Source organism: Streptomyces sp. RPT161 (genome assembly GCF_027533845.1).
Lineage (GTDB): Bacteria > Actinomycetota > Actinomycetes > Streptomycetales > Streptomycetaceae > Streptantibioticus_A > Streptantibioticus_A silvisoli_A.
The window spans coordinates 1-13,790 of sequence record NZ_JAPZVN010000015.1 but is presented as its reverse complement, the minus strand read 5'-3'; the positions used below and the strand labels follow the sequence as shown (position 1 = coordinate 13,790).

Here is a 13,790-nt window from a genome sequence, read left to right as displayed (position 1 = left end):
TGGGGTCCGACAACCCTGGTCCGGGCTCACTCGCCTCCGGGCGCTTTGCCCCGGTCTCGGCACTCCACGTCGAGCAGTCGGTCCCCTGTCGCTCCGTCCGCCGTCCTCGTCGCTGTCGGGACCGGCGCGCTCTTCGGCTCACTCGCGGCGGCATGCCGCAGGACGGCCTGGCACCGCCGGCACCCGGGTGGTGCGCCGTTGACCCGGCACGGCGTCACCCATATGGCCGAACCTGGTGTCCGCCTTTGCGGGTGAAGTGCACCCGAAAGGGTTAAACCTTGCGATCGGGGGTGGGATGGCGCTAATCACCGCCCTACCGTCGCCCAGTGATGAGCAGGCCCGAACACCCCCAGTCGCCCCCCACCATCACCGGTGCGCACCGGGCCGTGCCGCGAGTCGGCCGCCGCGTGCCCAGCCCCGCTCCCTCGCCGTACGAGCCGTATCTGGACGGGCTGTTCACCTACTGCCTGTCGGTGCTGTGCGAACGCGACACCGCCGTCGCCGCGCTCGGCGACACCCTCGCCGTCGCCGAGCGCTACCGGGGACGGCTGCGCGACCCCGAGTTGCGCCGCCCCTGGCTGTACGCCATCGCCCGCTGGGCCTGCCTGCGCCGCCTCGCCGAGGGGCGCCCCGCCGTCGGCTCACCGGAGACCTCGCAGCAGGCCGCCCAGGAGCGCCGCCGCGAACTCGCCGCCCTCGCCTGGCCGGAGGCCGCCGGAACCAGCCCGGAGCAGCGCGAGGCCATCGAACTCGCCGTACGCCACCAGCTGTCCGAACGCGAGATCGCGATGGTCACCGGAATGGACCGGGAGATCGCCCGCGCCCTGCTTTCCCGAGCCGCCTGCGAGATCGAACGCACCCGCACCGCGCTGGCGGTGGTCGAACTCGGCAGCTGCCCGGCCGTCGCCCGGCTCGCCGGGGACACCCAGGTGCTGCTCGGTACGGCGCTGCGCCGGGAACTCGTACGGCACGTCGACGAGTGTCCGGCGTGCCGCCTCACCGCGGAACAGGCGGTGGCCGCCGGACCGTGGCCGGGCACCGCCACCCCGTCCGTGCTCTCCGTACTGGAGGCGCCGCGGCAGGCCGCGCACAGCGCCATGCAGCACTCGCTGCGCGCCATGCGCGCCGGTGGGCACCGTCCGGTACCGCACTTCGACCGGCGGGGCTTCCCGGTGGACAGCAAGGACCGGGCCGCCCGCCGTGCGCTGATCCGGCACCGCGCGGTGACCACCACGGTGGTCGCGGCCGTGGTGGCCGCCCCGGCCCTGGCGCTGTGGGCCGCGTACCGCAGCGCCCCGCACACCGGGGAGAGCCAGGACGCCACCACCGTCTCCGCCACCGAGGCGGACGGCGGTGACGGCTACTCGTACCAGAAGGCGGGCAGCAGCGGGCGGCTCGCGGAGGAGCGCGGACGCAAGGACGGCAGCGGCGGCCCCAGCGCGCTGCCCGGCAGTCCGGGCGCCTCGCCGAGCGGTACGGGCAGCGTGTCGTCCGCACCCGGCGCGCCCGGTTCACCGTCCCCGTCCGGCTCCGGCGGCAGCGGCGCGCCGTCCCCGGGCCGACTCACCGTCAGTGCCCAGCCGGCCGGCACCGACACACTGATCACACTGACCAACGAGGGCGGCTCGCCGATCCACTGGGCCGCCTCGACGGGCGCGTCCTGGCTCCAACTCAGTCTCGCGGCAGGCCAGTTGAGCCCCGGCGAGAGCGTCACGGTGACGGTCACCGTGAACCGCCAAGCGGAACCGGCCGGCCCCTGGCGGGGCCGCATCGTCTTCACGCCCTCCGGCGCCATGGTCACCATCGAGGGCCAGGGCCAGCCCTCCCCGACCCCCTCCGCCACCACGACGCCGACACCTCGGGCGTCGGCGTCATAACCGGGGCCCGGGGGCTTGCCCCGAATAAGCCGGGGTTCGGCGGCACCGAAAGACACCGACCCGTACCCCCGCCCCGGCAGGGGCTACGCCGGATCCGCCGGGTGGGGGGCCACCAGGGGCAGCTGCGCGGCCAGCCGCGCCTCGCACAGCTCCGCCAGCTTGCCGTATCCGGCCGAACCCATCAGCTCGGTGAGCTCCGGCCGGTACGACACGTAGACCGGTTCGCCGCCTCCGTGCGCGGAGGTGGCGCTGGTGCACCACCAGTGCAGGTCGTGCCCGCCCGGGCCCCAGCCGCGCCGGTCGTACTCGCCGATCGACACCACCAGCACCCGGCTGTCATCGGGCCGGTCCACCCACTCGTACGTCCTGCGGATCGGCAGCTGCCAGCACACGTCCGGCTTGGTCTCCAGCGGCTCGCGGCCTTCGCGCAGCGCCAGCGTGTGCAGTGCGCAGCCCTCGCCGCCCGGGAACCCCGGCCGGTTCAGGAAGACGCACGCGCCGTCCACCCGGCGGGTCTGCCGGTCGCCGTCCTCGTTGACCTCGGCCCAGCCCTCCGGGCCGGTACCGATCTCGTACAGCTGCCAGGTCTGCGGGGTCAGCCGGGCCGCGTGCTTGGCGACCCGCGCCTCGTCGTCCTCGTCGGAGAAGTGCGCGCCCAGCGTGCAGCAGCCGTCGCTGGCCCGGCCCGCCTCGATGCCCTGGCAACCGCGGCCGAACACACACGTCCAGCGGGAGGTGAGCCAGGTCAGATCACATCGGAAGACCTGCTCGTCATCGGCCGGGTCGGGAAACTCGACCCAGGCCCGCGGGAAGTCCAGACCGACCTCGTCGGCCGCGTCCCGCTGCTGCTTCTTCTTCGACTTCTTCACCTTTGCCGCCTTTGCCACGCGGTCCAGGGTAGGTGCTGCCCCCGCTCACCGCGGCGTACGGACGCGCTAGCGTCTTGGCTATGCGACTCGGAGTACTCGACGTGGGGTCCAACACCGTCCACCTGCTGGTGGTGGACGCGCATCCGGGCGCGCGGCCACAGCCCGCGTACTCCCACAAGGCGGAGCTGAAGCTGGCCGAACTGCTCGACGAGAAGGGGGCCATCGACGACGCGGGCGTCGAGCAGTTGATCGCGCAGATCCTGGAGGCCCGGCAGGTCGCCGAGGACAAGGGCGTGGAGGAGGTCCTTCCGTTCGCCACCTCGGCGGTACGGGAGGCGGCCAACGGTGAGCAGGTGCTGGCCCGGGTCGCCCAGGAGACCGGCACCGAGCTGGCCGTGCTCTCCGGCGAGGACGAGGCCCGGCTGACCTTCCTCGCCGCCCGCCGCTGGTTCGGCTGGTCGGCCGGACGGCTGCTGGTGCTGGACATCGGCGGCGGCTCGCTGGAGGTCGCCTACGGGATCGACGAGCAGCCGGACGCGGCGGTCTCGCTGCCGCTGGGCGCGGGGCGGCTCACGGCCGCCGGCCTGCCCGGTGATCCGCCTTCGGCGGAGGACGTACGGGCGCTGCGCAAGCACGTCCGGGCGGAGATCGCCCGGACGGTCTCCGAGTTCGCCCGGCTCGGCACGCCGGACCATGTGGTCGGTACGTCCAAGACGTTCAAGCAACTCGCCCGGATCGCGGGCGCGGCCCGCTCCGCGGAGGGGCTGTACGTGCAGCGCACGCTGGGGCGGCGGGCGCTGGAGGAGTGGGTGCCGCGGCTGGCGAACATGACCGCGGCCGAGCGGGCGATGCTGCCCGGGGTGTCCGCGGGGCGTGCCCGCCAGCTGCTGGCGGGCGCGCTGGTGGCGGAGGGCGCGATGGACCTGTTCGAGCTGGACGAGCTGGAGATCTGCCCCTGGGCGCTGCGGGAGGGAGTCATCCTGCGGCGGCTCGACCGGATCTAGTCCGGCACTTCCACCCGGGGTCGACGCACCTACCCGGGACCACCCCCACCCGGGGGTAACCGGGATCACGCTCGCCGTGCGCCGGTGCCCCCGTACGCTGTTGCCCGTGGCCGACCCAACGCACCCGCACCCGCAGCGCACCCCGCGCGCAGGAGGCATGGCGAAGCGCCGTGCCGTGACGGTGCCGGACGCCAAGGTCGCCCTGTCGACCGCGTCCGTATACCCGGAGTCCACCGCGACCGCCTTCGAGATCGCCGCCCGGCTGGGCTACGACGGCGTCGAGGTGATGGTCTGGACGGACCCGGTCAGCCAGGACATCGAGGCGCTGCGCCGCCTGTCGGACTACCACGGCGTGCCGATCCTGGCCGTCCACGCGCCGTGTCTGCTGATCACCCAGCGGGTCTGGTCCACCGACCCGTGGATCAAGCTGCAACGCGCCCGCAGCGCCGCCGAGCGGCTGGGCGCGTCCACGGTCGTGGTGCATCCGCCCTTCCGGTGGCAGCGCAACTACGCCCGGGACTTCGTGCGGGGCGTCTGGCGGATGGCCGACGAGACCGATGTCCGGTTCGCGGTGGAGAACATGTACCCGTGGCGCTACCGCGACCGCGAGATGCTGGCGTACGCCCCCGACTGGGACCCCACCAAGGAGGACTTCCGGCACTTCACGGTCGACCTCTCGCACACCGCGACGGCCCGCAACGACGCGCTGGAGATGGTCGACCGGATGGGCGACCGGCTGGCGCATGTGCACCTTGCCGACGGAAACGGTTCTGCCAAGGACGAGCACCTGGTCCCCGGCCGGGGCAGCCAGCCGTGCGCCGAACTGCTGGAGGGGCTGGCCGCGAGCGGCTTCAGCGGCCATGTGGTGGTCGAGGTCAACACCCGGCGGGCGATGTCCGCCGCCGAACGTGAGGCCGACCTGGCCGAGGCACTGGCCTTCACCCGGCTGCACCTGGCCTCCGAGGCGGGGGTCGGCCGCACCCGATGACCGAACACGAGCAGCCGCCCACCCGACGCCGCCGTGGCCGTCCCGCCGGTGCCCGCGCCGGTGACTCCGGCACCCGGGAGCGGATCCTGGGCGCCGCCCGTGGCGTGTTCGCCGAGCGCGGCTACGACAAGACCTCGATCCGGGCGATCGCCAAGGCCGCCGAGGTCGACCCGGCGCTGGTCCACCACTACTTCGGCGCCAAGGAGCAGATCTTCGAGGCGGCGATCGAGGTCAGCTTCGCGCCCGCGCTGGGCGTGCCCGACGTGCTGGCCGCGGGTCCCGACCAGGTGGGGGAGCGGCTGGCCCGCTACTTCCTGTCGGTGTGGCACAACCCGGCGACCCGTGCCCCGCTGCTCGCCGTTGTGCGCTCGGCGGTCACCAACGAGACGGCGGCGGGCGTACTGCGCGGCTTCGTACTGCGCCGGGTGCTGCTGAAGGTGGCGGGCGAGCTGGACCTGCCGGACGCCCGGCTGCGCGCGGAACTGGCCGCCGCGCAGTTGATCGGCGTGGTGCTGGTGCGCTACGTGCTCAAGGTGGAGCCGCTGGCCTCGGCGACGGAGGAGGAGATCGTCGCGTACGTGGCGCCCACCATCCAGCGCTACCTGACCGCCGCCGAGTGAGGCTGTCCGGATCGCGGACGGCACGTCCGCATCCCGACACGGTAGGCGTACCCTCGGAAGGCGCCCACGAATTCGAGGAGTGAGGTCCCGTGCCCGAGCTGAGGTCACGTACGGTCACCCACGGCCGCAACATGGCGGGAGCCCGCGCGCTGCTGCGCGCGGCAGGCGTAGCCGGTGAGGACTTCGGCAAGCCGATCATCGCGGTGGCCAACAGCTTCACCGAGTTCGTGCCCGGCCACACCCACCTCGCCCCCGTGGGCCGTATCGTCTCCGACGCCATCAAGCAGGCGGGCGGCATCCCGCGCGAGTTCAACTCGATCGCGGTGGACGACGGCATCGCCATGGGACACGGCGGAATGCTCTACTCCCTGCCGTCCCGGGACCTGATCGCCGACTCCGTGGAGTACATGGTCGAGGCGCACCGCGCGGACGCCCTGGTCTGCATCTCCAACTGCGACAAGATCACTCCGGGCATGTTGATGGCCGCGCTGCGCCTGAACATCCCGACGGTCTTCGTCTCCGGCGGCCCCATGGAGGCCGGCAAGGCCGTTCTGGTGGACGGCACGGTGCGCACCGGTCTCGACCTGATCTCCGCGATGTCCGACGCCGTATCGGACTCGGTCTCCGACGAGGACCTGGCCCGGATCGAGGAGGCCGCCTGTCCGACCTGCGGCTCGTGTTCCGGCATGTTCACCGCCAACTCGATGAACTGCCTGGTCGAGGCGCTGGGCCTGGCGCTGCCCGGCAACGGCTCGGTGCTCGCCACCCACACCGCCCGCAGGAGGCTGTACGAGGACGCGGGCCGCACCGTCGTCGAGCTCACGAAGCGGTACTACGACCAGGACGACGCGACCATCCTGCCGCGCGCCGTCGCCAACCGCGCCGCGTTCGAGAACGCCATGGCCATGGACATCGCCATGGGCGGCTCGACCAACACGATCCTGCACCTGCTCGCCGCCGCCCAGGAGGCCGAGCTGGACTTCACGATGGCCGACATCGACCAGCTCTCCCGCGGTGTGCCGTGCCTGTGCAAGGTGGCGCCCAACGGCACGTACCACATGGAGGACGTGCACCGGGCGGGCGGCATCCCGGCGATCCTCGGCGAACTGCACCGGGCCGGGCTGCTGGACGAGAGCGTGCACGCGGTGCACTCGGCGTCCCTCGCCGACTGGCTGAAGAAGTGGGACGTCCGCGGCGGCTCCCCGTCCCCCGAGGCCGTGGAGCTGTTCCACGCGGCGCCCGGCTGCGTTCGCTCGGCCACCGCGTTCTCCCAGTCCGAGCGGTGGGACTCGCTGGACACCGACGCCGAGTCCGGCTGCGTCCGTGACGTGGCGCACGCCTACTCCGCCGACGGCGGCCTCGCGGTGCTGCGCGGCAACCTCGCCGTGGACGGCTGTGTGGTCAAGACCGCCGGGGTGGACGAGTCGATCCTGGTCTTCGAGGGTCCCGCGGTGGTCGTGGAGTCCCAGGAGCAGGCGGTCGACGCGATCTTGAACAAGCGGGTCAAGGAGGGCGACGTGGTGGTCGTCCGCTACGAGGGGCCCAAGGGCGGGCCGGGCATGCAGGAGATGCTCTACCCGACCGCGTTCCTCAAGGGCCGCGGCCTGGGCAAGGCGTGTGCGCTGATCACCGACGGCCGGTTCTCCGGTGGCACCTCCGGCCTGTCGATCGGCCATGTCTCCCCGGAGGCGGCGGCCGGCGGCACGATCGCGCTGGTCAGGGACGGTGACCTGATCCGCATCGACATTCCGGCCCGGTCCGTCGAGCTGAAGGTGGACGAGTCGGAGCTGGCCGAGCGGCGCGCGGCGCTCGGCGGGGTGTACCGCCCGGCCGACCGCGACCGCCATGTCTCCACCGCGCTCAAGGCGTACGCGGCCATGGCGACCAGTGCCGACAAGGGTGCGGTGCGGGACGTCAGCAAGCTCGGGTGACAATTGCCGGTGTGAGCGAGGCAGAGCAGCAGCGCAGCAGCGACGAGGGTGGCCCGGAGCCCGAGCCCATCCGGTTCTTCGGTACCACCTGGGTGCACCACGACGGCGGCTACGGCTGGCGGCGGGCCGGTCTTGCGATCGGCTCGCTGCTCGCCGCGGCGGCCGGGGCGTTCGTGGTGCGCTTCGCCTACCAGGGCTTCGACACCGCCGATGTGGGCGCCTTCGTCAAGATCCTGTTCGTCGCGGCCCTCGCCATCTGCACCGCGCTGGCCTTCCGGCAGACCTGGGACGGCTTCAACCGCCGCCCCGAGTCCAGGGGCGACAACCGCGGACTGCTGCTGATCGGCTTCATCGGCTCGCTGTTCGCCTACTTCGTGCGCTGCCTGCGCGAGGCGCCGGGGGAGCGGCTGCGCCGCACCGAGTACGAGCGGGCCCGTGAGGCGTACGAGCGGCGGCGCTCCACACGCACCGGCAACCCGGCGGCACGCTCCGCCAACTCCGGCAGGCGCAAGCGCCGTTGACCCGCGTCACGCCCCGTTGAGGTAGGCCAGCACGGCCAGCACCCGGCGGTTGTCGTCGTCCGAGGCGGCCAGGCCCAGCTTGGCGAAGATGCTGGTGGTGTGCTTGCTGACCGCCCCCTCGCTGATGAACAGCCGCCCCGCCACAGCTGTGTTGGAGCGGCCCTCCGCCATCAGCTCCAGCACCTCGCGCTCCCGTGGGGTCAGCGCGGCCAGCGGCTCGTCCCGTGCGTTGCTGCGCAGCAGCTTGGCGATGACATCCGGGTCCATCGCGGTGCCGCCCGCGGCCACCCGGCGTACCGCGTCGGTGAACTGCTCGGCGTTGAACACCCGGTCCTTGAGCAGATAGCCCACCCCGCCGGAGCCGTCCGCCAGCAGCTCGCGCGCGTACAACTGCTCCACGTGCTGGGACAGTACGAGCACCGGCAGGCCCGGCACCTCGCGCCGGGCGGCCAGCGCGGCCTGCAGCCCCTCGTCGGTGAACGTCGGCGGCAGCCGTACGTCCACCACCGCGACGTCCGGCCGCAGTTCGACCAGCGCCCGCTGCAACTCGGGGCCGCTCTCCACGGCCGCCGCGATCTCGAAGCCATGGGCCTCAAGCAGCCGGATCAGGCCGTCCCGTAGGAGGTAGAGGTCCTCGGCGAGGACAATGCGCACGGTAGCTCCAGGGTCACGATGGTCGGTCCGCCCTTGGGACTGCTCAGGGCCAGCACGCCGTCAAACGTAGCGAGCCTGCGCTCGACACCGCGCAGCCCACTGCCGTTGGAGGCGTCGGCACCGCCGCGGCCGTCGTCGGTGACCTGGACCCGCAGCGCGTCGCCGGTGTGGTGCACGTCGATCCACACCCGGTCGGCCGCCGCGTGCCGGGCCGCGTTGGTCAGCAGCTCGCTCACCGCGAAGTACACCGCGGACTCCACCGGTGGTTCGGCCCGCCCCGGCAGGTCCTCGGTCACCTCGACGGCCAGCGGGCTGTCCAGCGCGAGCGCCCTGATCGCGTCCGCCAGGCCGCGCTCGGCGAGCACCGGCGGATGGATCCCGCGCACCAGGCCGCGCAGTTCGCCCAGCGCCGTCGCCGACGCCTCCCGGGACTGCGCCAGCAGCGCCTTGGCGGCGGCCGGGTCGCGCTCCAGCAACTGCTCGACCGCGCCCAGGTTCAGGCCCATCGCGACCAGCCGGGCCTGGACGCCGTCGTGCAAGTCCCTTTCGATCCGCCGCAGTTCGGCGGCCTGTGCGTCGAGGGCGTCGGCCCGGGTCTCGGTGAGCCGCCGCACCCGCTGCCGCAACTGGGCGTTCCGCGGCGGCGAGAGCAGCTTCGCCGACCAGGCGCCGTAGCGTTGGACCAGGGCCGGGGCCAGCCCGAACCCGCCGAAGAACGTCGCGCCCAGCAGGACGTGCGCGGGCCAGGACAGCTCCCCGTCGGGCGCGGCCAGGAACCAGGTGTAGACGGTGCTGTCGCCCTGTCCCAGATGGTGCGCCCCCCAGGCGATCACCGGTATGAGCTGGCCGATCAGTCCATAGCCGATCAGCGCCGCCGGTACCGCGGCCAGCACCCCGAGCACCAGGGCACTGGACAGCCAGCGCAGATCACGCCAGATCGCCGGATCGGTGGTGAACTGCTGGAAGTCGAGCTCCCACTGGCCCGGCACCGTGCGCTTGACGCGCCTGCCGAAGCGGTACCGCCCGTCGGGCAGCGTCTCCACGGTGACCTGCGGCTTGTACGCCTCCGGGACCTCGATGCCGAACTCCTCGGCCAGCACCCGGCGTTCGCGCCTGGCCATGCACTGGGTCAGCCGCAGCGCGGGCGGTGCCAGGAAGACCAGTCCCACGCAGAACGTCAGCGCGGTGGCGGCCAGCGCCACCGCCAGCGGCATCACGGTCCCCAGCGACCTGCGGAACATCCGCAGCCCGAGCCCCAGCGCCCGCCACTGCTCGGCCCGCCGGACCCGGCGGGCCAGCCGCTCGCGGTCGTGGGTCCTCCGTCGTACTCGCCCTTGTCCCCTCATGGCACCAGTCTCGGCGAGCGCCGGGCCGCTGGCACTGCCTCCAGGGCCCGATCCGGGGTGGGGCCAGACCCACCCCGCGCCCCTTGACGGCGGCGGCACCGGCGCGCATTATTCATCGCGTGATGAATTCGGCTCCACCGGCCGTACGCGCCGCCGGCCTCACCGTGACCCGCGGTGCCCGTACCGTCCTCCAGGGCCTCGACTTCACCGTTCCCCGCGGCCAGGTCACCGGCCTGCTCGGCCCCAGCGGCTGCGGCAAGTCCACGCTGCTGCGCGCCCTGGTCGGCGCCCAGGCCAAGGTCGCCGGGCGGCTCGACGTCCTGGGCCACCCCGCGGGCCATCCCGTACTGCGCTCCCGCGTCGGCTATGTGACCCAGGCGCCCTCGGTGTACACAGACCTGACGGTAAGTCAGAACCTGGACTACTTCGCCACCGTGCTCGCCCCGGGCGCGGCCCGCGCCGACCGCCGGTCGACCGTTCGCCGGGTACTCGCCGAGGTCGACCTCACCGCCCACGCCGACCACCTCGTCAGCCGCCTCTCCGGCGGCCAGCGCTCCCGGGCCTCGCTCGCCGTCGCCCTGCTCGGCACCCCCGAACTGCTCGTCCTGGACGAGCCCACCGTCGGACTCGACCCGGTGCTCCGCCGCGAGCTGTGGCACCTCTTCCACCGCCTGGCCGCCGACCACGGCACCACCCTGCTGGTCTCCAGCCACGTCATGGACGAGGCCGAACGCTGCGAACGGCTGCTGCTCATGCGCGACGGACGACTGCTCGCCGACGACACCCCCGACGCACTACGCGCCAGCACCCGCACCGCCACCGTCGAGGACGCCTTCCTGCACCTCGTGGACCAGGCCGCAGACCACCAGGAGGCGACCCGATGACCGCCCAGCGCACCCTCGCCACCGCCCGCCGGGTACTGCGCCAACTCGGCCACGACCCGCGCACCATCGCCCTCATGCTGGGCGTCCCGCTCGTTCTGCTCACCCTGCTCTACTGGGCCTTCCACGCCACCCCGCAGACCTTCGACCACATCGGGCCAGCACTGCTCGGCGTCTTCCCACTGATCGTGATGTTCCTGGTCACCTCGATCGCGACGCTGCGCGAACGCACCTCGGGCACCCTGGAGCGGCTGCTGTCGATGCCGCTGCGGAAGGCCGAGCTGATCCTCGGCTACGCGCTCGCCTTCGGCCTGCTCGCCATCGTCCAGGCCGCCCTCGCCACCGGCCTCGCCGTCGGACTGCTCCACCTCAGCCTCGCCGGACCCACCTGGCTACTGCTGCTCGTCGCCGTGCTCGACGCACTGCTCGGCACCGCGCTCGGGCTGTTCGTCAGCGCCTTCGCGGCCAGCGAGTTCCAGGCCGTCCAGTTCATGCCCGCGGTGATCTTCCCGCAACTGCTGCTGTGCGGCCTGTTCGTACCGCGCGGCGCCATGCCGACCGCGCTGTCCTACGTCTCCGACGCCCTGCCCATGTCATACGTCGTCGACGCCATGACCCACGTCTCGCTCGACGCCTCCGCCAACGCGGACCTGCTGCGCGACCTCGCCGTCATCGCGGGCAGCGCCCTGCTCGTACTGGCCCTCGGCTCGGCCACACTACGGCGCCGCACACCGTAGGACAGCGAAGCGGGCGGGTGGGGAAAACCCACGCGTACCCGCCACCGGCCCGCACACGCGCACCCCGAGATGCGACGATGGCCCGGCAACCAGCCAGAACGGCAGCGGAAAGGTGAAGCACGATGCCCCAGAAAGTCGCCGTACTAGGCACCGGAAAGATCGGCGAAGCGCTGCTCTCCGGAATGATCCGAGCCGGTTGGGCCCCGGGGGACCTGCTGGTCACCACCCGCCGCGCGGACCGCGCCGCGGAACTGCGCACCCGGTACGGCGTCGACGCGGTCAGCAACGTCGAAGCCGCCAAGGCCGCTGACACCCTCATCCTCACCGTCAAGCCGCAGGACATGGCAGCCCTGCTGGACGAACTCGCCGCGCACGTCCCCGCCGACCGCCTGGTGGTCTCCGCCGCCGCGGGCATCACCACCGCGTTCCTCCAGGAGCGGCTCGCCGACGGCACCCCGGTGGTACGGGTCATGCCCAACACCCCGGTCCTGGTGGACGAGGGCATGTCCGTCATCTCCGCCGGAAGCCACGCCACCGAAGCGCACCTGATCCGCACCGAGGAGATCTTCAAGCCGGTCGGCAAGACGCTGCGGGTCCCCGAGTCCCAACAGGACGCGGCCACCGCGCTGTCCGGCTCCGGCCCCGCCTACTTCTACTACCTGGTCGAGGCGATGACCGACGCGGGCATCCTGCTCGGCCTGCCCCGCGCCCAGGCCCACGACCTGATCGTCCAGGCCGCCATCGGCGCCGCCGTCATGCTCCGGGACAGCGGCGAGCACCCGGTCAAGCTCCGCGAGGCCGTCACCTCCCCCGCGGGGACCACCATCAGCGCCATCCGCGAACTGGAGAACCACGGCGTACGGGCCGCGCTGCTCGCCGCCCTGGAGGCCGCCCGCGACCGCAGTCGCGAACTGGCCTCCGGGAACGGCTGATTCACCGGCCTACAGCGCTGGCAGCAGCCCGATCGCCGAGTACGCCGCGTCAACGGTCGGGCGGGCCAGCGCCCGCGCCCGCTCGGCGCCCTCCCGCAACACCCGGTCCACCTGGCCCGGATCGGCGCACAGTTCGCCATGCCGCTCCCGCAACGGCCGCAGCACCTCGACCACCGCCTCCGCGGTGTCCTTCTTCAACGCGCCGTACGAGTCATAGCTCTCGGCCAGTTCCTCCGGTGAACTCCCCGTGCACGCCGCCAGGATGTCCAGCAGGTTAGCCACCCCCGGCCGCGTGTCGGGCTCGTACGCGACCCCACTGCCGCTGTCCGTGACCGCGCGCATCACCTTCCTGCGGATCACGTCCGGCTCGTCCAGCAGATAGACGATCCCGGCCGTCGCGGCATGGGACTTGCCCATCTTCGAAGTCGGATCCTGGAGATCCATCACCCGCGCGGCCACCTGCGGACGGACCGCCCTCGGCACGGTGAAGGCGTGCCCGTACCGCTGGTTGAACCGGACCGCCAGATCCCGGGCCAGTTCCACGTGCTGCGTCTGGTCGTCCCCGACCGGCACCTCGTCCGCCTGGTACGCCAGGATGTCCGCCGCCATCAACGCCGGATAGGTCAGCAGCGACAGCCGTACGCTCCCGCCGCGCTGCTGCTCGCGGGCCGCCTTCTCCTTGTACTGGATCATGCGCCGCATCTCGCCGTCGGTGGCGGTGCACTCCATCAGGTACGACAGCCGGGCGTGCTCGTCGACGTGACTCTGGACGAACACGGTGCACCGGGCGGGGTCCAGCCCGGCCGCCAGCAGCAGGGTGGCCGCCTGGCGGCTCAGCCGCCGCACCCGGCCGGGATCGTGGTCGACGGTCAGCGCGTGCAGGTCGACGACGCAGAAAAGGGCGTCCGCCCGGTGCTGGTCCACCTCCACCCACCGGCGTACGGCGCCGAGGTAGTTGCCCAAGGTGAGGTGGCCGGTCGGCTTGATACCGCTGAAGATTCGCGTCATCTCGCTGTCTCCCTGGATACGGGCCGCCTACCGCGGCGGCCGGATGCGGGAGCAGATACGCCAACGGCCGCCGAGGCGGCGGCCGTTGGATGCATGCACTGAGGGGCGGCCGCCGTCAGGCGGGCCACCACTGCTGGGTGAGCGCATGCGAAGTCATGGCAGGCAGCGTAGCGCGCGGCGAGCCAACTGGCGCGGCTTGTACGCCATACGGGCCTGGTGTAGAGTCGAACAGTTGCCGCGGGCCGAACAAGGTCCAACGGCAGCCACTTCCGCCGCTCCGCGGCAAACCACTACTGCACGGCCTCCCTTCAGGGTCAATTTCGGCATGCCGAAATTCGATTCGATCGGCTCGATTATGAGCCGGCGGGGAAATCCGCTAAAGTAGTGAACACGCCGGACGGGCCGAGAGGCCGGAAAGGCAG

13 protein-coding genes are annotated in these 13,790 nt (G+C 72.4%); 9 read left to right on the top strand and 4 right to left on the bottom strand.

Translation table 11 applies throughout. From position 1 onward, the window contains the following. Positions 1-329: 329 nt before the first annotated feature. The gene (locus O5O46_RS24985) at positions 330-1,877 is read left to right on the top strand and encodes a BACON domain-containing protein (protein ID WP_269857808.1); all 1,548 of its coding nucleotides are present in this window, start codon (positions 330-332) and stop codon (positions 1,875-1,877) included. 83 nt (positions 1,878-1,960) lie between these two features. On the opposite strand, the gene O5O46_RS24980 is transcribed toward O5O46_RS24985, so the two are convergent. Then, positions 1,961-2,764 carry a hypothetical protein gene (locus O5O46_RS24980; protein WP_443072618.1) on the bottom strand — a complete coding sequence of 268 codons (804 nt, stop codon included), beginning with the start codon at positions 2,762-2,764 and terminating at the stop codon, positions 1,961-1,963. A gap of 62 nt (positions 2,765-2,826) precedes the next feature. On the opposite strand from O5O46_RS24980, the gene O5O46_RS24975 reads away from it, so the two are divergent. The 5 genes from O5O46_RS24975 to O5O46_RS24955 all read left to right on the top strand — a co-directional run bounded on the left by O5O46_RS24975 (position 2,827) and on the right by O5O46_RS24955 (position 7,810). Continuing rightward, the gene (locus O5O46_RS24975; protein WP_269857807.1) at positions 2,827-3,750 is read left to right on the top strand and encodes a Ppx/GppA phosphatase family protein; all 924 of its coding nucleotides are present in this window, start codon (positions 2,827-2,829) and stop codon (positions 3,748-3,750) included. A 157-nt stretch (positions 3,751-3,907) separates the two neighbouring features. Beyond that, on the top strand, positions 3,908-4,738 hold the full coding sequence (locus tag O5O46_RS24970; protein ID WP_269857923.1) for a sugar phosphate isomerase/epimerase family protein: 831 nt from the start codon (positions 3,908-3,910) through the stop codon (positions 4,736-4,738). After that, positions 4,735-5,358 (top strand): TetR/AcrR family transcriptional regulator, encoded by a 624-nt coding sequence (locus O5O46_RS24965; protein ID WP_269857806.1) that lies wholly within the window; start codon positions 4,735-4,737, stop codon positions 5,356-5,358. Before O5O46_RS24970 ends, O5O46_RS24965 begins: the two co-directional genes overlap by 4 nt. An 89-nt stretch (positions 5,359-5,447) precedes the next feature. Beyond that, a complete protein-coding gene (gene ilvD / locus O5O46_RS24960; protein WP_269857805.1) occupies positions 5,448-7,289 on the top strand; it encodes a dihydroxy-acid dehydratase in 1,842 nt (613 codons plus the stop codon). 11 nt (positions 7,290-7,300) lie between these two features. Further along, positions 7,301-7,810 (top strand): hypothetical protein, encoded by a 510-nt coding sequence (locus tag O5O46_RS24955; RefSeq protein ID WP_269857804.1) that lies wholly within the window; start codon positions 7,301-7,303, stop codon positions 7,808-7,810. Between the two features lie 6 nt (positions 7,811-7,816). Here the strand turns inward: O5O46_RS24955 and O5O46_RS24950 are convergent, their stop codons facing one another. After that, positions 7,817-8,464 carry a LuxR C-terminal-related transcriptional regulator gene (locus O5O46_RS24950; RefSeq protein WP_269857803.1) on the bottom strand — a complete coding sequence of 216 codons (648 nt, stop codon included), beginning with the start codon at positions 8,462-8,464 and terminating at the stop codon, positions 7,817-7,819. Continuing rightward, a complete protein-coding gene (locus O5O46_RS24945) occupies positions 8,416-9,810 on the bottom strand; it encodes a sensor histidine kinase (protein ID WP_269857802.1) in 1,395 nt (464 codons plus the stop codon). Before O5O46_RS24945 ends, O5O46_RS24950 begins: the two co-directional genes overlap by 49 nt. Positions 9,811-9,932: 122 nt before the next feature. Between O5O46_RS24945 and O5O46_RS24940 the strand changes: the two genes are divergently transcribed. The 3 genes from O5O46_RS24940 (at position 9,933) to proC (ending at position 12,360) form a co-directional block, all read left to right on the top strand. Then, positions 9,933-10,694, top strand: coding sequence for an ABC transporter ATP-binding protein (locus O5O46_RS24940; RefSeq protein ID WP_269857801.1), 762 nt, complete (start codon positions 9,933-9,935; stop codon positions 10,692-10,694). After that, entirely contained in the window at positions 10,691-11,428 is a 738-nt protein-coding gene (locus O5O46_RS24935; protein ID WP_269857800.1) for an ABC transporter permease, read from the top strand. Before O5O46_RS24940 ends, O5O46_RS24935 begins: the two co-directional genes overlap by 4 nt. Before the next feature lie 122 nt (positions 11,429-11,550). Further along, positions 11,551-12,360, top strand: coding sequence for a pyrroline-5-carboxylate reductase (gene proC, locus O5O46_RS24930; RefSeq protein WP_269857799.1), 810 nt, complete (start codon positions 11,551-11,553; stop codon positions 12,358-12,360). Positions 12,361-12,369: 9 nt separating this feature from the next. Here the strand turns inward: proC and trpS are convergent, their stop codons facing one another. After that, positions 12,370-13,368 (bottom strand): tryptophan--tRNA ligase, encoded by a 999-nt coding sequence (gene trpS / locus O5O46_RS24925; RefSeq protein ID WP_269857798.1) that lies wholly within the window; start codon positions 13,366-13,368, stop codon positions 12,370-12,372. Between the last annotated feature and the right edge of the window lie 422 nt (positions 13,369-13,790).

Coding starts and splice junctions, on each gene's coding strand:
- O5O46_RS24985 (WP_269857808.1), top strand. CDS start 330: ATGAGCAGGCCCGAACACCCCCAGTCGCCCCCCACCATCACCGGTGCG.
- O5O46_RS24975 (WP_269857807.1), top strand. CDS start 2,827: ATGCGACTCGGAGTACTCGACGTGGGGTCCAACACCGTCCACCTGCTG.
- O5O46_RS24970 (WP_269857923.1), top strand. CDS start 3,908: ATGGCGAAGCGCCGTGCCGTGACGGTGCCGGACGCCAAGGTCGCCCTG.
- O5O46_RS24965 (WP_269857806.1), top strand. CDS start 4,735: ATGACCGAACACGAGCAGCCGCCCACCCGACGCCGCCGTGGCCGTCCC.
- O5O46_RS24945 (WP_269857802.1), bottom strand. CDS start 9,810: ATGAGGGGACAAGGGCGAGTACGACGGAGGACCCACGACCGCGAGCGG.
- O5O46_RS24940 (WP_269857801.1), top strand. CDS start 9,933: ATGAATTCGGCTCCACCGGCCGTACGCGCCGCCGGCCTCACCGTGACC.
- O5O46_RS24935 (WP_269857800.1), top strand. CDS start 10,691: ATGACCGCCCAGCGCACCCTCGCCACCGCCCGCCGGGTACTGCGCCAA.
- proC (WP_269857799.1), top strand. CDS start 11,551: ATGCCCCAGAAAGTCGCCGTACTAGGCACCGGAAAGATCGGCGAAGCG.
- trpS (WP_269857798.1), bottom strand. CDS start 13,368: ATGACGCGAATCTTCAGCGGTATCAAGCCGACCGGCCACCTCACCTTG.